Genomic DNA, 18,039 nt, shown 5'->3' on the forward strand with positions numbered 1-18,039 from the left:
ACTCAGCCCATGGTGACGCGGGGTGGAGCAGCCCGGTAGCTCGTCAGGCTCATAACCTGAAGGTCGTAGGTTCAAATCCTACCCCCGCAACCAATCTCGAAAGACGCACAACCGCTCGAGAAAACTCAGAGCGCTTTTTTTGTGCCTGTTTTTGGAGCTTACATCCGAGTCGAGGCGTTTCTGATCGTCTCAAGGCAATCCCCGAAATGCTAGGATGTCGATTTGCATTGGGGGATGTTTTGTGGGGTACTGCCCAGCAGCACCGCAGGAATACCCCCACATGGCTTTGCGGGAGCTCGAAGCTCGCTAAGCAGAGGCGGTAGAAGGATTACAAACTAGCAGATGGCTAGTGGCTCTACGTCCTCGTGCGCCCGGACGGTTCCAAGCTTCGGCGATTGACTTACCGCTTCGGCGGCAAGGAGAAGCTGCTGTGGCTTGGCTACTATGTGTCCATCTTGTGTCCTTCGACCGCTGTAACTTCATTAGCCTGACTATGACATCTCCAGGCGGTGTATCATCAGATGCAAAGGCGCGCTCGCCGCGTCGCCGCCATAGTGTCAGCCCGCTCGCGTTCGAAGCCAAAGTGGCTTAATGAGATAGGCGACCGGCACAAAACTGTAACAAGTCCAGTCGTGCACGCCGAAGCGCTGCCGGACGGCGCGCTTGAGCGTTGGCAAAAACCGGGAAGCGCTGTGGAACAATGCCGAAGTCGCCGAAGTGCATAAGGACGCGTAGCTGGCACGTGAGATCGTGTTTGCCATCCCGCTCGAGCTGAATGAGGCGCAAGGCATCCACTTGTAGGCTTCCCGCATGGCCCAAGAACTAGCCTCTGAATTCGGACCTGCCGAAGCCTTCGAGGTCGTTTGGCATGAGCTCAGCTTGCTGCACAACGCATTGCTAGGCCTCACAACAGCGAGAGAGAAGATACCTGAATACCGCGCAAGCCTAGCTGGAACTGCACACGCACGTGAACAACGCTCGCCGATGAGTAGCTGCAATCCAGCAGAGTCCGTCCCTGCAGATGACGGTCGTGACGATTGCCAACAACATTCAAGCGGCTTCGGAAGTCGTTTGGATGGAGGATCGACACACATTCGATGCATCCTGCGCTGCCATCGAGAGATCAGTTGGCACCTTAGACATCATCGAGCAACGTCAGCGAGCGGCCGACAAGCAGGAGAAGCGGCTCGTTGGGCGGCATGCGGCGGCGTGGTCGTGGGTATGCTGCTCTGGTCTATTCTATCAAGCGCAATCGCGAGGTCGCTACCCCTTCGCGGCATGTGCCAGAGTGGATGGCAGCACGACGCTCGGACGTGATATCGCCATTTTCAACTCGGGCACGAGGCACGACAATCATCGATAATGATATTCGTTCCTCAGTTCGCCTGCGTCGTCTTCGGTCCTGTATGCCCCTCGCGAGCTGGCTCAAAGTGGGACTAAGCCGCCGTCCGCAACGGTTTAGACGAATGGCCGGTTTGGCTAGCAATGGACATTCGTCTTCCTTGCAAACGAGATCGCAAAAAAGGAGGATTACGGACCAGATCTAAGGCGTACCGCGTTTCTAAGAGAAATGAGTTAGCCTCGGCAACATTGCAGGCGCACCCGATTTACGACGCCGTGATCAGTAGTTTTCGCAGGGATTGTCACTCCAGATAGGCGGCCCGGAGCTTGGCGATGTCCATCCGTGACACGCCGGCTTCTCTGTCTAGATAGGACTCGACCGAGCCCCACTTGCTGTTGATTTCGTTGAAGGCGTAATCGAGGAACGCGGTGCCATCGGCGGTCTTGAGCGGTTGCGGCTTCTTCGCGGCAGGGTTGCTTTGTAACTTGGCGAACATTCGGGCTGCGGCATCGCCGGGATGCGCGGCGGCGTCGATCTTCGGCATTTCCCACTCAGGCCGGCGAAGCGCCGTCGAAAGGTGGTAGTCCGCCAAGATCGTGTCACGAGGGACGCCCAGCGCCGATAGGATCATCGCGGTGACGAAGCCGGTGCGGTCCTGCCCGGCCGAGCAGTTGTAGGCCACCGCCCCGTCGCGGGCGAGAAGGTCGCGGAACACAAGCTTCAGGTGAGGGGCGAGCATGAGAGGCATCTTGCGATAGACCGCATCACCGTTTGCCGGAGCGCTCCCGTTGACCAGCGATGTCATTGAATACCCGATCGCTTCGTAAGGCACCCCCTCCACGCGTGACGGAGCAAGCGCGCGCTCCTCGCTGGAGCGCAGGTCCACCTGATGCGCGAGGCCAAGCGTGCCAATTTGCGCAACGTCAGCATCGGTCAGCAACGGCTGTCCGCCCGAGCGGTAGATCAGGCCCCAGCGCACATGCTTGCCGTCTGCCGCAGGGTAGCCGCCAATATCGCGGAAGTTGGACGCTTGCATCAACGGCAGGGAGCGCTCGCCCACCCGCACCCAGGCACCGGACGGATCTCTCAGCATAAAGTACAGGCGCTGCCCAGATTGCACAGGCACTGTCTCGTGACCATCCTTATCCGCCTTGGATACCAACTTCATCTGGTCGGCGCGCGCTGTGGGATCGCTAGAGACGAGGACATCGACCGGATCGGAATCGGTCCAGGCGACCGTGAGCTCGCCCGGCGCGCTGCGCGTCACAGCCGGAGCGGTGATGGTACTCGCTTTGGCGAGGGTCGGCGCCGCGGTCGCGAGCATGAGCGACAGCAGGGAAAGCGCTGTATTGCGTTTCATCTTTCAATCTCCCGTGACGGGCGGACCAATCCCTTGGATGGGAGGGATCTGTCCGCCGTCGTAGCTTAGAAGCGGACGTTCAGTTCGCCGCCAAAGGTGCGCGCATCGTTGAAGAAACCGGCCACGCCGCTGGTCGCCGCAGCGGACTTCAGGAATACATGCTGTTCGTTGAACAGGTTGCGCGCCCAGGCCGAGATGGTCAGCTTGGCGCCGCTCTGGCCCATCGCGATGTCGGCCACAGCGAGGCGGCCGTTGAAGACAAGGCCGGCATCGCCCTTGGGTTGCTTGTACGTAACCACACCCGTCAGCGCGTTAAAGCCCGGGTCGGTGTAGTTGCCATAATAGCCGCTGTCGTAGTTGCCATCGAGATGGAAGCGCAGCGTCACCGTGTTGAGCGGCACTTCATAGTCGATGGATCCGCTGGCCGAATGAGCGGGCGTGTAGACTTGATAGATGGGAACGGCGAACGGGCTCGGTCGTCCGTTATTGCCTGTGATCGGAAAGGGATTGAGTGCGTTCGGGATCTTCACGCTGTTGTATGCATAACTAGCCGTCAACGTCAGGCCGTCCGCTGGAGCCAGCGTCAATTCGGCCTCTACGCCCTTCAGCTTGCCCTTGCCGGTATCGTTGACCGTGTTGGTCGTGGTGCGCGTGGTCGTGACGCGGATGCCGTTGACAACGTCTTCATACAGACCACTGAAGTCGAGTTGGATATTCTTGTACGTCCCGGTGTAGGCGGCAATGTTGAAACGGGCGCGATGGTTCCAGAATTCGGTCTTTGCACCGATTTCGAACATGGAGACCGTTTCCGGGTTAAACGGCTTGTAGTCGGTCGCGCGCGAGTTAGCGCCGCCCGACTTATAGCCGGTGCTCCACTTGCCATAGAGATGCACGTCTGGCGACGCATCAACTGCGAGGTTGACCATCGGATCCACGCGCGACCAGTGCGCATTGAGCCCGATCGGCGCCTGTACGTTGGCGCCATTGATCGGCAGGATCGGGAGCGCGTTGTTGACGATGTCAAGCGATCCCACCTTTTTGTCCCGCGTCCAGCGCAGGCCGCCCGTGAGGTGCAGTATATCGTTCGCGAAGGCCGGAGTATAAGTCGCCTGGCCATAGACGCCGATGCTGGTTGTCTTCACATGACTGGCGCGATCAATGTTTCGCGTGGCGGGATCGATGTTAAGAGCGCCATACGTGCTGCCCGCGGCATCAAGAAAATAGTTGGTATTGAACGCTTGCGCGTTGTCGTTCACCTTCTCCACGTAATACAATGCGCCGACGGCGTATTTCAACTGATCGCCGAGATCACCGATCGCCTGCAGTTCCTGACTCCACTGGTCCTGCTTGAAGTAGGCAAGGCTATAGCGCCCGAAGGCAAAGCCCGGATACCGGGTGACGAAGCCGGTGCCCGCCGTGGTGACGGTCGAAGGCAGGTTGAAGGCGCCCGTCGGGTTGGCAGCGGTCAGCGGCTGCTGCGCGGAGGTGGCGGCGGACGCGTTGTCGAACTGGCTCTGGGTCAGGTGACGGTACGCGGTGATTGACTTGAGCATGAGCGAGGGCGCCGCCCGCCATTCCAGGTTCAGGCGAACACCGGTCGACTTGCCGACGCTGGGCTGCTCGGGAACGCCGAAAACGGCAGTCTTGGCACGTTTAGGTTGCAGGACGGCAGCGGCGGCAAGCTTGTTGGTGCCAGGCAGAATCTGCTGCTGATAGAGGGTTGTCGCAGCGTCGTATGACGTGTCGGCGGCCAGGTCCACGGTGAAATCGGGCGCGACCTTCCACAAGATCTCGCCATGCACACCGCGCTTGTCAAACCCGTTGAAATCCTCGGCGCTCTTGAGCGGATTCTTCACCAAGCCGTCGCGATGCGTGACGATGCCGTCCAGCTTGATGCTGAAGCCACTGAATTCGGGGAGGTCGATATGGGTTTCGGCCTTATAGCTTCCGAAGTTGCCGGCGCCAACGGTGGTATTCATCTTGAACTCGCCGCTCGGGCGCTTGGTGACGATGTTTAAAGCGCCACCTTCTGTATTACGGCCGAACAGGGTGCCTTGCGGCCCCTTTAGGACTTCGATGTTCTCGATATCGTAGAGCGCTGCCCCAAGGCCCTGCGGGCGGCCCATGTAGACCCCGTCAATATAGACGCCGACGCCCTGGTCACGCGCGGGCTGGTTGCTATCCGACAACACACCGACACCGCGAACGTTGACGATCAGCGCCCCGGGGCGCGAAAAGAAGGGCGCCACTCGCAACGACGGGATCGCGCCGTCACCTAAATCGGTGAGCGACTGCACGTGGCGATTAGTCAGATCGTCGCTGCGTAACACCGAGATCGAGATCGGCGTCTCCTGCAAGTTCTCCCGACGTTTCTGAGCGGTAACGATGATTTCGCTCAAGCCGCCGCCGTTGGTATCCTCAGCGGTTAGGAGATTAGGCACCTCTTGAGCATGCGCCGCCACCGGAAGGCAGGCATAAGCAAACATGGCGAGCGACGACGTCGCCAGCCAACGGGACTGGAGTTGCATGAGTTATTCCTGTTCAGAAGCCGCGGCAACGCGCCTGTTGAGGGCGCAATTATGCATGCCGTGTTGCAGCATTGTGTCAGTAATTGCATCATGCGTGCATCTGCGGGAGCTATTATGCTAGGTCTGCGCGCACGGAGCTTTAGTACTGTGCACGAAGGTAAAGCGGTTGACGGCAATCAGCCCAAACCGCTCCCGTGCCGGATATCTAATCGACACCGATGATTAGCGGCCACAGGACGTCACCCTGCACCAGGTTTCGGCGGCAACTGAACGTCGACTTCTTGATAAGATCAAGGCATCTGCCATGTTGAAGTAGACTTGCGTACCTTTTATATAGGCAGCGTCAACTTTCTTATAAAGCGTTGTTAAACGTGGGCATCTGTTCTGAGCTGGCGTAAGTTTACTATGATATTGACCCGCTCGATTGCCGCAATCTTCACGGGATTAGTTCTGTTACTGATGCAGAGAATGTACGCATGCTCATCAGTCGCGATGATAGCTCTGCGCGGCGTCGGAATCCTGGATGTCGTAGGCGAACCAAGCGCTTTGCGCGTGATCGTAAACTTGCACGATACCTTGGGTGAGATGAGCTTCATAATGGGTGTCTGAGCCGCGATCATAGCCTTTGGCGACGGTGCCTTCGGCTTCGAACGTGATGAACGCGTTATCGCCTTTGTCGTGGATTTCCGGGAGACGGCCGCCAAACGCTGTGTTGCGATCGCCGTCGAAGCCTTGCAGCACCCCGTCCTTGACCTCCGCAGCGATCCGCAGATCCTTACCGACTGCGTGATCGTACAGCCCTGCCACCTTCTCGTGGGAGAGGCCGGCGAAAGTGGCGGCGGCGATCAAGGCGCGAGTGTGTGGTTTCATGCCCCCATTTGGCACCGGCAACGGCATCGGATCAAGCGCCGGGTACTGAAAGAGGCGGCGTCATCCGCAATCATGGAGCGAATCGGTCCATAACGGCAAAGCTTGCTCCAAGCATTCGGGACGGATGTGGGCCATCACCAAGTCAGCAGCTCATAGGGCCCTTCCCATGGGGAATCGTGTAGCGCAGCCGCAAAAATTTCCGGGCTAACCGCGGACAAGATGGGAGGAAAGCCGATCCACAGGTCTTTCGGGGACCTTGACCCGGCAGCGACATTGAGCGAACATAAAGAGAACAAACGAGTCTCTGTCATGTCTGTCGCCTCCATGCCTGCCATCAAAGCCAAACGTCCTTTGGATATTGCGGAATTAAGGTCGCTTGCATCCCTGACCGGAAACCAGCGAAGCCTGTCATTCGGGATCCGGGCGCTTGATGAAGGGCTGGCAGGAGGCGGGTTGCGGGCTGGGGCGCTGCACGAGGTATCGGCGGCCAGTTGTGCGCTGGTGGACGATGCGGCGGCGACGCTCTTCATCGCCGGGATCGCCGCGCGGGAGGCTTTGGCAACGGGGGCTCCGGTGCTGTGGGCCAGTTGCCGTAACGATCTTTATGCGCCCGGCGTGGCGCAGGCGGGTTTGCCGGCGGCAAGCGTGATCCACGTGCAGCCGCGCGATGACAAGGCGCTGCTGGCGGTGATCGAGGATGCGGTGCGCGATGGCACGCCCTGCGTGGTGATCGCGGAGGTGCGCAGGATATCCATGGTGGCGGGGCGCAGGCTCCAGCTGGCATCGGCGGAAGCGGATTTGCCGATCCTGCTGCTGCGCCAGCGCCGGCAGCGGGAGCGCGATCCGCTGGAGGAGCCGTCCGCCGCCTGGACGCGGTGGCGGATCGCCAGTGCGCCGTCGCTGCCGGTAGAGGCGGCCGGCGTCGGGCGCCCGCAATGGCAGGTTGAGCTGGCGCGCCAGCGTGGCGGCGAACCCTTTTCCCTGATCCTGGAGGGCTGCGATGAGACGGGTCGTCTCGCTGTTCCTGCCGCATCTGCCGATCGAGCGGTTGCGGCGGTGGGAACGGCCCGCCAGGCTGCAGCCTGATTCTCTAGCCCTTGCGCTTCCGGTCGACGCGCTTCCGGTCGATGCTGATCCGGGTGCCTGCTCGGTCCCGCGCGGCGGTGGCTGGCGGCCGGGTGCGCGCTGGGCAAGGGCTGAGCCATCTTCGCGCGAAGAGATGCAGCAGCAGATCGATGCCCTGCCCCGCCATGCGCAGCCTGCCATGCGGGAACTGGGGCGCAGATCGGAAGCGGCGGACCATCCGTTCAAGCGCATCGCCACGATTGTGCCGGCACAGCGGTATCGCACAGGCGTATCCCATCAGGAGCCGATGGCGGTGGTGGGCAAGGTCGGCCGGCGCGAGCAGGTCGTTGCCGTATCTCCTGCCGCGCTGATGCTGGGTATCCACATCGGCATGGCCGCCACGCATGCGCGGGCGCTGGTATCCGACCTCGATCTTCGCCCCGCCGAGCCGGAGGCCGATGCCCAACTTCTGGACCGCTTGGCGCTGCTGGCGGTGCGGCGTTGGTCACCGATTGCCGCGGTTGCGCCGCCTGATGGCCTGTGGCTGGACCTGACGGGGTGTGCGCACCTCCATGGCGGTGAGGGGCGCTTCTGCCAGCGTTTGCTGCGCTTCTGCCGTCGGGCTGGTTTCACCGCGCGGGTGGCGATTGCCGATACCCCGGGTGTGGCGCATGCGCTGGCGCGGTTCGGGCCGGATGATCTGACGATCGTGACATCGGGCGACACGGTACGAGCACTGGCGCCGTTGCCGGTTGCGGCGTTGCGCCTCGAACAAGCCACGTTGATCGCCGCACGCCGCTTTGGCTTCGAGACGGTGGCGGACCTGCTTCCCGTTGCTCGCGGGCCATTGGCCCGCCGCCTGGGCTTGCCCGCGATTCATCGGCTGGACCAGGCTTTGGGTGCGGTGGCGGAGCCGATCACGCCGCATAGCGATCCGGCCATGCCGATGGTTGAACGCCGATTGCTGGAGCCGATCGGTACCGCCGAGGCGATCGGGCAAGTCATGGCCGATCTGCTCGATGATCTGGTGCTGGTACTGCAAGCGCGTGGCCTTGGCGCGCGGGCATTGCGGCTGGTGGCCTTGCGTGTCGATGGCGGGGAGCAGATGGTCGCGATCGGCACATCGCGCCCCAGCCGCGATGCTGCGCATTTGCTGCGGCTGCTGAAGCTGAGGATCGAGCGGATCGACCCCGGTCTGGGGCTGGAGCAGTTCCGCCTTGTCGCCCCGCATACCGAGCCGTTGGGCGCGGTCGATCTGGGGCAGGTTTTGGCGGGAGAGGCGCTCATGCGCGATCCCGCCAGGCTGGTGGACGTGGTGGCGGGGCGTATCGGTGAAGAGGCGGTCTATCGGATCGCGCCGGTTGCCAGCCACGTGCCGGAGCGGGCAGTTCGGCGAGTCAGTCCGATCGCGGTGCCGGGCGGCTGGCCGAAATGGCAACGCCCGGTGCGCCTGTTCGCCAAGCCGGAACCGCTCTGGAGCGTGATGGCGCTGCTACCCGATCAGCCGCCCCGACGCTTCGAGTGGCGTGGCCGGACGCATAAGGTCGTTGCCGGTGATGGTCCCGAACGCATCCATGGCGAGTGGTGGCGGCGCGACCAGGAAGTGTGGGCGGTGCGCGATTACTTCCGGATCGAGGATGCGGACGGCGGGCGCTACTGGGTATTCCGGCGTGGTGATGGCGTGGACAATGCCACGGGCGATCTTTCTTGGTGGATCCATGGCATTTTCGCATGAGCGGTTATGTCGAACTTCAGATGCTCACGCATTTCTCCCTATTGCGCGGGGCATCCTCGCCCGAGGAGTTGTTTTCCGCTGCCGCGCTGCTGGGTTACCCGGCGTTGGGTGTCAGCGATATCGGCACGGTGGCGGGCGTCGTTCGTGCCTGGGAAGCCCAGAAGGCGACAGGCGTGCGCTCCATCGCCGGTGCGCGGGTGGACCTGGCTTGCGGGCGGCGGCTTATCCTCTATCCCACCGATCGCCCCGCATGGTCGCGGCTGACACGCCTGCTCACGCTGGGCAAGCGGCGTGCTTCTACACCCCTGGATGGGGAAACTGCCGCCGCCAAACGCCGTGCCGGTAAAGGCAGGTGTGAATTGCACTGGCCCGATCTTGCGGCCTGGTCCGAAGGTATGGTTGCGATCCTGCTTCCCCATGAAGCGGATGATGCCAACAAGATCGCCCTGGCAGACCTCAAGGCAGTCTATGGTCCGCGCGCGCATATGGCTTTGTTTCAGCGCCGTCGCCCGGACGACGCGGTACGCATCGCCGCTTTGGCGGAGCAGGCGCGCGAGAGCCGTGTGCGCGCGGTGGTGACGGGGGACGTGCTCTACCATGCCCCCGAAGCGCGGCTGCTGCAGGATGTCGTCACCGCCGTGCGAGAGAAGTGCACAGTGGACGAACTGGGCTATCGGCGTGAGGTGAATGCCGATCGCGCGTTGAAATCGCCCGAGGACATGGCACGTCGCTTCGCCGACTATCCCGATGCCCTGCAAGCCAGTGTCGATATCGCGCAAGATTGCAAGTTCGACTTGGGTGAACTGGCCTACCAGTATCCGCACGAACGGGTAATCGCGGGGCTTACAGCGCAGGAGGCGCTGGAAAAGCTCACCATGGAAGCCTTGGCGCGCAAGTTTCCGGATGGCGCGCCACCGAAGTACATCCAGCAGATCGATCACGAACTGAGCCTGATCGCGCAATTGGGCTACGCGCCTTACTTCCTCACCGTCCATTCGATCGTGCAGGAGGCGCGCCGACGGGGCATTCTGTGCCAGGGCCGTGGATCGGCGGCAAATTCCTGTGTCTGCTATATGCTGGAAGTCACCTCGATCGATCCGATAAAGCACGAATTGCTGTTCGAGCGCTTCGTCTCGGGCGAGCGGCGCGAGCCGCCCGATATCGACGTCGATTTTGAGCATGAGCGGCGCGAGGAGATCATCCAGTGGATCTACGACACGTATGGCCGCGATCGCGCGGCGCTGACCGCTGTCGTCACCCGCTATCGCGCGCGCGGGGCGGTGCGCGATGTGGGCAAGGCGCTGGGGCTGCCCGAGGATCTGACATCTTCGCTGGCCGGGATGGTCTGGGGCTGGTCGGCCGAGGGCGTAGGCGAAAAGCAGGTGTCAGAGCTCAATCTCGATATCGCTGACCGTCGCCTGCGCCTGACTCTGGACCTGGCGCGCAAGCTGATCGGCGCGCCGCGCCATATGAGCCAGCATCCCGGCGGCTTCGTCCTCACGCATGACCGGCTGGACGATCTCGTCCCGATCGAGCCCGCGGCGATGGAAAATCGCCAGATCATCGAGTGGGACAAGGATGATATCGATGCGCTGAAGTTCATGAAGGTGGACGTGCTGGGGCTGGGCATGCTGGGCTGCATGAACCGTGCTTTCAACTTGCTGGAGGAAACCAAGGGCCTGCGCGTCGGCATGGCCGATTTGCAGGACGATGATCCCGACGTGTTCGCGATGATCCAGAAGGCGGATACGCTGGGCACCTTCCAGATCGAAAGTCGTGCGCAGATGTCGATGCTGCCGCGCATGAAGCCACGCGAATTCTATGACATCGTGATCCAGGTGGCGATCGTGCGCCCCGGGCCGATTCAGGGCGACATGGTCCACCCCTACCTGCGCCGGCGTGAGGGGCTGGAAACGGCCATATATCCCAGGCCGGAACTGGAGGCCGTGCTGAAGAAGACGCTGGGCGTGCCGTTGTTTCAGGAGCAGGCGATGAAGGTGGCGATCGTCGGCGCGGGCTTTACCCCGGCCGAGGCCGATGCCCTGCGCCGATCGATGGCGACGTTCAAGTTCACAGGCGGCGTTTCTAAGTTCTCGGAAAAGCTGGTCGAAGGCATGGTCGCCAATGGCTATCCGCGCGATTTTGCCGAACGCACGTTCAAGCAGTTGGAGGGGTTTGGTTCCTATGGCTTTCCCGAAAGCCATGCCGCCAGCTTCGCCAAGATCGCCTATGCCTCGGCCTGGATGAAGCATCATCATCCCGACGTGTTCTGCGCCGCCTTGATGAACGCGCAGCCGATGGGCTTCTACGCGCCTGCCCAGATCGTGCGGGACGCGCGCGAGCATGGCGTGGAAGTGCGCCCGCCCTGCGTCAACGCCAGCCGGTGGGACTGCACGCTGGAGCCCGGCGGCAAGCGCTACCTCGCCGTTCGGCTGGGTCTGGGCCAGATACGCGGACTCTCGAATGGTGATGGGGCCAAGATCGTGGGGGCCCGCGGCGAGGTACCCTTCGCATCGGTGGACGATGTTTGGCGCCGATCGGGCGTGCCGCGCGCCGCGATCGAGAAACTGGCGGAAGCCGACGCGTTCCATGCCTTTGGCGCGGACCGGCGGCAGGGTCTGTGGAAGGTAAAGGGCCTGGGCGAAGCGCCGCTGCCGCTGTTCGCTGCGGCCGATCGCGCGGCGCAGATCCGCAGCGCGGAAGGTATCGAGCCCGACGTCATCTTGCGCCCGCTATCCGACGGGCGCGAGGTGATCGAGGATTATCGCGCGCTACAGCTTTCCCTGCGGGCCCATCCGCTTACGTTCCTGCGTGATGAGCTGACGCGGCAGGGCATCACGCGTTGCGGTGATCTGGCCACGATCCGCGATGGCCGCCACGTCCAGGTGGCGGGGATCATCCTGGTGCGCCAGAAGCCGGGCAGCGCCAAGGGCGTGCTGTTCATCACCATCGAGGATGAAACCGGCGTCGCCAATGGCATCTTGTGGCCCCATCGTTTCGAAGCGCAGCGCCGCACCGTCATGTCCGCCTCGATGATCGGCATGAAGGGGCGGGTGCAGAAGGAAGGCGAAGTGATCCACGTCATCTGTGATCGGATCATCGATCATGGCCCCTTGCTGCATCGTGTGGGTGAGATGTCTTTCCCCCACATCACCGGCCGCGGCGATGGCGCGCGCCATGGCGGCTCTCCCGATCGCGGAGATCCGGGCTACGGCCAAAGCGATTGGAAGCCGGCTCCGCGCAATTGCTATTGGCCGCCCCATGCCGAGGGATTGGACCCTGAAGATGTGGTGCGGTTCAAGTCGCATGACTTCCGGTAAGCGCTGCGCCTGAAAGGCGATCATCGACGGGGGATTGGGCGCAACAACTTTGGGCGACCTCATCCTTTTCGTCACCTTGTGAATCATCGCTGGCGAGCCGGGGTCGCAGATGGCATCTGTATGCCGCCATGCTTCATCGCCGTTCGCCACACCTGTCATGACCGACCGCAGTCCGCTTATCGACAATCGCTTTGCCAGTCGGGTGGACTGGAACCTGATGCGCACCTTTGTCGATATCGTGCGGGCCGGCGGCATCGGCGCGGCGGCGCGTCAACTGAACAAGCAGCAGCCCAGTATCAGCGCCGCACTCAAGCGGCTGGAAGAGCAGGTCGGCGCCACGCTGCTGCACCGCTCCGCCACGGGCGTGGAGATGACGGCGGCGGGCAAGGCGATGATGGCCTTGTGCGAGGATATGCTGGAAGCGGCCCGCCTGGTGCCGCACCAGATCGCGCAGGCCACCAAGCGCGTCGAGGGCTTCGTACGCATCCAGCTGGTGTCCGCGCTGGTCTCGCTGGAGTTCGACGAGGCGATCGCCAGTTTCCATCGCCGCCATCCCGAAATCCACATCGAGATCCGCGTGTCGCCATGGCGGCAGGTGTTGGACGCCCTGGAGCGGGGCGAAGTGGAGATCGGCGTCGGATATGATAGCGCGGTGCGCGCCAGCTTGGTCTATGAGCCGCTGTTTACCGAGCATCAGCAGCTTTACTGCGCGCGCAGTCATCCTTTGTTCGGATACCGCATCAGCCGCTTGAACGAGTTGAAGGACGAGGGCTTCGTTCTGACTGGCGAGGATGAGATCGAGACGATCACGCATCTGCGCCGCCGGTATCGCCTGGGCACCAAGGTGAATGGCCTGGCAGAGGATATCAACGAGGCCAAGCGGTTGATCCTGCATGGCATCGGCGTCGGGTTCCTGCCTATCTTGTCGGCTCAGGATGAGGTGGCTCGCGGGCGGCTCTGGCCGATCCTCCAGCCCGAGGCTGAGCCGTCCTACGATATCTTCCTGCTCGCCCGGGCCGAGCCTTCGCGGGATACAGCGACGCAGCTGTTCCTCGACGAGGTGGTGCGCCGGATCCGCGCGCAGCGGAAGTCATAACGCCAATCTATGTCTTCCATCGAAAAATAGCGCCTCCCCGTATGGGGCTCGCTGGTCCAGATTTCGCGGATCAAAGCGAGGAACCCCATGGCACTGCGCCACCAGGCAATTACCGTTGAAGCTCAACCGCAAATGGCATGGCCTTTCGCCATAGCCGCGTCTGCGGGTCGCCTGCTTCTGGAAGGCCTGCGCGCCCGTGCGGCCGCTCTCGAAACGTCGGGATCCCGCCGTCCATCCTCGCCCGCGCCATGGGCGAGCTGGTTCCTGCGGTAAGAACGCCATGCAAAACGCTCTTGTTAAACAATCTCTTGTCGATCTTCTGCCGCCGCTGATGGTGGCGCTTGTCGTGGCATTCTGGGCCTACGGTCCTGAGGCGCTTCTGAGCAGCCCCTGGACACTTATCGCCACCTCCAGCGCGATCACCGCGATAGTTTTGGGGCTGGAATTCGTGTTTGAGCGACATGCCGGTTGGCGGATGAACAAGCAGGAATTCTTCACAGACCTGTTCTACGTCGTGCTCAGCGCCACGGTTATTGCATGGCTGACGCAGACACTGGCCGAAGACCCGCTAAAGGCGCTGAAGACATCGCTGGGGATCAGCACCCAATGGGTCATGCACATGCCGTGGCTGGCGCAAGTGGCGCTGGTGATCGTGATCCTGGAGTTCGGGCAGTATTGGATGCATCGTCTGATGCACAACGTCACGCCGTTCTGGCTGACGCACGCGCCGCATCACCACATCACGCAGTTGAATGCCGCGAAAGGCGCGGTGGGCAATCCGATCGAGCTGTTCCTGATCAGCCTGAGCGTCCTGGCGTTGTTCGACTTCGACAATACCGCCTTGTTTGCCGGCCTGAACGTATTGGGTGTTGTCTCCACCTTCGCTCACGCCAATGTCCGCGCCAATCCGCCGATCTGGTATTCATTCGTATTTACCACAATCCGCAATCACAGCTTGCATCACTCCACTGATTACGAAGCAACGCGCTGCAATTACGGCAATTCGCTGATCCTGCTGGACCGTATCTTCGGCACTTATCGCGAAGGCGAATCTGCGATCGTCGGGCAGGATGAGCGTCGTCGTCTCTCGATTGTGGAGCAGGCGTTGTTCCCCTTCCAGCCCCTGATCCAGCGCTACAAGGCGCGCAAGTCTGACGCAAGTGACGCGGCTGCCGGTACTATCGAGGAAGTCAGCCCCGCATGATCGGCAGCGCCACCCTCCCGATGAGCCCGGCGCGGCGCGCTTTGGTGCAGGGCGATCTGGGTGCAACCTCTCGCTTGGCGAGCGCCATGATCGCCGCTGATGCCGGGGATGCGGAAGGGCATTTCCTGCTCGGCCAGGCAGAGGCGGCGCAGGGCCGGGTGCAAGCAGCGATCGGACATCTTAGTCGGGCGGTCACGCTCGATCCACAAGGGGAATATCGCGCGCATCTAGCAAAGCTGTACACCTTGGTGCGGCGCGATGGCGACGCCGCAGCAACCTTGCGTGATGCCGAGGCGATGCCCCCGGCCGACGCGCTGAGCCGTGACACGATGGGCTGCGTCTACGCCCGGCTGGGCAATCACGCTGCCGCGCTGGCGCACTTCGAAGAGGCAGTTCGGCTGGAGCCGGGCAGCACGGCTTTCCGCTTCAACCTGGCCACAACGCTGAACTTCCTGGGCCAGGTCGACGCCGCCGAGACCGCATTGGATGAATTGCTTGCGATCTCACCGGCGGATGCCCGTGCGCACCACCTCCTCGCCGGATTGCGTAAGCAGACCGAGGCTGCCAACCACGTCGACAGGCTGATCGAAGTGCGCGAAGCGGCGCGGGATGGGCGCGATCGTCTGCTGCTGGGCTATGCCCTCACCAAGGAACTCGAAGACCTTGGCCGGGAGGATGAGGCGCTCGCTCGCCTGATCACCGTCAATGCCGAGCATCGCCGTGCGGTTCCCTACGATTTCACGCGTGATGCCGCTGTATTCGATGCCATCGAAGCAGCCTGGGCTCCTCAGCAAGTTTCGCCCGCCACCGCCGAATGCGCTGGAACGGAGCCGATCTTCGTGATCGGTATGCCGCGCACCGGCACCACACTGATCGATCGCATCGTGTCTTCACACCCCGACGTCGAAAGCGTGGGCGAATTGCAGGCGCTGCCCTTGGCGGTGAAGCAGGCATCGGGCACGCGCACCCGCACCGTGCTCGATCCCGAAACCGTTATGGCGGCGGCACGGGCCGACATGGCCGCGATCGGGCGGAACTATGGCCTGATGGCGCATCATCACCGCCGCGCAATGACACCGCGCTTCGTGGACAAGTTTCCCGGGAATTTCCAATATGCGGGGCTGATCGCAAAGGCTTTGCCTGCGGCTCCCATCGTTTGCCTGCGCCGCAATCCGATGGACACGGTCCTGAGCAACTTTCGCAACCTCTTCGCGATTTCATCCCGCTATTACGACTACAGCTACGACCTGATCGAGATCGCCGCTTACTACATCCGGTTCGATCGGCTGATGGCGCGCTGGGATGCCGCCATGCCCGGCCGCATCTTGCAACTGCGTTACGAAGAACTGGTGGCCGATCAGGAAGGCCAGACGCGTCGTCTGCTATCGCATTGCGGCCTGGAATGGTCGGACGCGTGCCTGTCTTTCCACACCAATGCCGCTCCGGTTTCCACGCCGAGCGCCGCACAAGTCCGCCGTCCGCTCTACACCGAATCGGTCGCGCGCTGGAAACGCCATGCCGAAGTGCTCGAGCCGGTGCGTCGCATGCTGGAGGAGGCCGGGATCGATGTCGAATGACACCTCCCCCCAAACTTTTTTTGCTATGAGGAGATCCGCTCTGCGTGCAATCCGAAAGGCCCTAGCTGGCGGTCTCACCGCCATTGCAGTATTACACGCCGTGCCCGCTCTGGCCGACAGCGGCGCAGAGGCAAAGCTGGTTCGCTGCGGCGCACAAAGCTGCCTGCAGGTGACTGGCCATCGTGACGATGCCAGCGCGCCGGTTCGGATCAACGGCCATCTTGTTGCCGTACAAGGACAACGCAACTGGCGCGCGAACCTTTCCGTCGGCACCATCAAGGAATGGTCCGCGCCGTTCGATCGTCACATCGTCGTTACGTCCTACGATGCCGCGGCGCAGCGTGATACTGAAGACAAGGTTCGCCTGCCGATCGGCCTGCTGGGCCATGTTCCGGATTTGGCATCTTTAGTTATTACTTTGGATTAGACTGAATAATACTATAGATCTAATACATCGGAACTAGTTTCCGTTATTGTCATTATCATCACTCGGAGCTATTAGAGCTTCCGAGCCGCCAGTGCGCGGCCTGTCAGATTGTGCAGGAGATGATGATGAAGACTGGCCTCATGGCCCTTGCGGCCGTCGCGCTCACCACTTCGGTTTCGGCCAACGCCACCGAAAACCCTTTCGCCCAGGATCAGGCGGTGTTGAACCTGCGCGGCATCGACCTGTCGACTGCCGATGGCCAGCAGCGCCTTGCGATCCGCATGGATCAGGCCGCGCGCTCCGTTTGCGGGGATCGTTTGGCTACCGTCCACCTCGACCTTGAAGCCAAGACGCGCGAGTGCCGCGCTGCCGTAGTGGCCGATGTGCGCTCGCAGATCGAAGCGCGCACGGCTTATGCCCCGTCGCAGGCTGCTGCGAAGCTCGCCCTCGCGCAGTAAGTTGCGGCCGCCAGACGGCTGGTATAAAAAAGCGGCCTGCTTCTCAAGGGGGGCAGGCCGCTTTTGCGTGCATCTATTGTACCACTGATCGTCGGCGTCGATTTTGGCTATTCGAGTTACTTGCCGATCGTGTCCGGTTTGGGCCACCAGGTGATCGTGTGGACATCGTGCGCGCTGGTCCAGATGCCGGTGGGGGTGTAGCGCAAGGCACCGCTGCCTTCGGCCTTGCCGATGCGGGCGCGGATAGCCAGGGTCTTGGGATCGATCACCACGAACGTCTGATCGTCCGTGGTGCGCAGCCACACTTTGCCGCCGCCGGTATCGATATCGCCGTATTTCAGATTTTCGCCGACCTTCACCCGTCCACGCACGGCATTGATGGCAGGGTCGATCGCAGCAACGGTGCCGTCTCCCTGCTCCTGCACCCACACCGCGCCTTCGCCGGCCACGAGGAAGCCCGGCTGTTGGCCTAGAGGGATTGTCGCAACGACGGTATTGGTGGCCGGGTCGATTCGCTGGAGCGTCCGTGTCTTGCTGCTGGCGGCCCACAGCGCGCCGTGTCCGAAGGCCAGGTAATACGCCCCGGCCTCGGTTGGGATCGTGGCGATGACGGTGTTGGTGGCCGGATCGACGCGGGCAATGCCACCCGCCGGGTCGCTGGCGATCCACACCGATCCCGCGCCGGTGACGACGTTAAGCTCACCCTCCTTACCGTTGGCGATGCCGGTGGCGATCGCCGCGATCTTCTTGGCGGAGCGGATATTAATCCTGTCCAGCGTGCCGTTCTTGCAATTGGCCACCCATAAGTCGGTGCCCATGATCGACATGCCGCCGCAGGGACGGGCAATGGGCACTTCGGCCAGCTTGCCCTTGCGGGACCATTGCTCCACCCGACCCTTGTTGGTCGCCCAGACGGTTTTTCCGTCGATGGCCAGGAAATCGGCGAAGTCGGGGACGGTGATCATCTGTTCCTTTTGCGCCAGCGCCGGACCCGCCATGGCCAGGCCGCAACCGATAGCCACCGCGGAGGCCAGCACGCGCATGGTCCGAGCGCGGA

At 62.3% G+C, this 18,039-nt stretch carries 12 protein-coding genes and 1 tRNA gene; 9 read left to right on the top strand and 4 right to left on the bottom strand.

Annotated features, from left to right (window positions below; translation table 11 throughout):
• Positions 1–16: 16 nt before the first annotated feature.
• Positions 17–93: transfer RNA gene (locus tag GGR39_RS15160), tRNA-Met, on the top strand.
• Positions 94–1,643: 1,550 nt separating this feature from the next.
• Here the strand turns inward: GGR39_RS15160 and GGR39_RS15165 are convergent.
• From GGR39_RS15165 to GGR39_RS15175, 3 genes are all read right to left on the bottom strand, one after another.
• The gene (locus tag GGR39_RS15165) at positions 1,644–2,702 is read right to left on the bottom strand and encodes a tyrosine-protein phosphatase (RefSeq protein WP_183618215.1); all 1,059 of its coding nucleotides are present in this window, start codon (positions 2,700–2,702) and stop codon (positions 1,644–1,646) included.
• 65 nt (positions 2,703–2,767) lie between these two features.
• Positions 2,768–5,230: a TonB-dependent receptor gene (locus GGR39_RS15170; RefSeq protein ID WP_058738047.1), complete on the bottom strand. Its 2,463-nt coding sequence runs from the start codon at positions 5,228–5,230 to the stop codon at positions 2,768–2,770.
• A 483-nt stretch (positions 5,231–5,713) separates the two neighbouring features.
• Entirely contained in the window at positions 5,714–6,127 is a 414-nt protein-coding gene (locus tag GGR39_RS15175) for a hypothetical protein (protein WP_246388802.1), read from the bottom strand.
• A gap of 297 nt (positions 6,128–6,424) precedes the next feature.
• On the opposite strand from GGR39_RS15175, the gene GGR39_RS15180 reads away from it, so the two are divergent.
• The 8 genes from GGR39_RS15180 to GGR39_RS15215 all read left to right on the top strand — a co-directional run bounded on the left by GGR39_RS15180 (position 6,425) and on the right by GGR39_RS15215 (position 16,982).
• Positions 6,425–7,186: an ImuA family protein gene (locus GGR39_RS15180; RefSeq protein ID WP_183618502.1), complete on the top strand. Its 762-nt coding sequence runs from the start codon at positions 6,425–6,427 to the stop codon at positions 7,184–7,186.
• A complete protein-coding gene (locus tag GGR39_RS15185) occupies positions 7,101–8,900 on the top strand; it encodes a Y-family DNA polymerase (protein ID WP_183618217.1) in 1,800 nt (599 codons plus the stop codon). Before GGR39_RS15180 ends, GGR39_RS15185 begins: the two co-directional genes overlap by 86 nt.
• The gene (locus tag GGR39_RS15190) at positions 8,897–12,220 is read left to right on the top strand and encodes an error-prone DNA polymerase (RefSeq protein WP_183618219.1); all 3,324 of its coding nucleotides are present in this window, start codon (positions 8,897–8,899) and stop codon (positions 12,218–12,220) included. Before GGR39_RS15185 ends, GGR39_RS15190 begins: the two co-directional genes overlap by 4 nt.
• A gap of 157 nt (positions 12,221–12,377) precedes the next feature.
• Positions 12,378–13,316, top strand: a complete 939-nt coding sequence (locus GGR39_RS15195) for a LysR family transcriptional regulator (RefSeq protein WP_183618221.1) — start codon at positions 12,378–12,380, stop codon at positions 13,314–13,316.
• 280 nt (positions 13,317–13,596) lie between these two features.
• Positions 13,597–14,520: a sterol desaturase family protein gene (locus GGR39_RS15200; protein WP_183618223.1), complete on the top strand. Its 924-nt coding sequence runs from the start codon at positions 13,597–13,599 to the stop codon at positions 14,518–14,520.
• Positions 14,517–16,097, top strand: coding sequence for a tetratricopeptide repeat-containing sulfotransferase family protein (locus GGR39_RS15205; RefSeq protein ID WP_183618225.1), 1,581 nt, complete (start codon positions 14,517–14,519; stop codon positions 16,095–16,097). The genes GGR39_RS15200 and GGR39_RS15205 overlap by 4 nt, the downstream gene beginning before the upstream one ends.
• Positions 16,087–16,524: a hypothetical protein gene (locus GGR39_RS15210; protein WP_246388805.1), complete on the top strand. Its 438-nt coding sequence runs from the start codon at positions 16,087–16,089 to the stop codon at positions 16,522–16,524. Before GGR39_RS15205 ends, GGR39_RS15210 begins: the two co-directional genes overlap by 11 nt.
• A 125-nt stretch (positions 16,525–16,649) precedes the next feature.
• Positions 16,650–16,982: a UrcA family protein gene (locus GGR39_RS15215; RefSeq protein WP_183618227.1), complete on the top strand. Its 333-nt coding sequence runs from the start codon at positions 16,650–16,652 to the stop codon at positions 16,980–16,982.
• Between the two features lie 116 nt (positions 16,983–17,098).
• Here the strand turns inward: GGR39_RS15215 and GGR39_RS15220 are convergent, their stop codons facing one another.
• On the bottom strand, positions 17,099–18,025 hold the full coding sequence (locus GGR39_RS15220; RefSeq protein WP_183618533.1) for a Vgb family protein: 927 nt from the start codon (positions 18,023–18,025) through the stop codon (positions 17,099–17,101).
• Positions 18,026–18,039 lie beyond the last annotated feature (14 nt).

Origin of the sequence: Novosphingobium fluoreni, from assembly GCF_014196615.1 — a bacterium.
Classification (GTDB): Bacteria; Pseudomonadota; Alphaproteobacteria; order Sphingomonadales; family Sphingomonadaceae; genus Novosphingobium; species Novosphingobium fluoreni.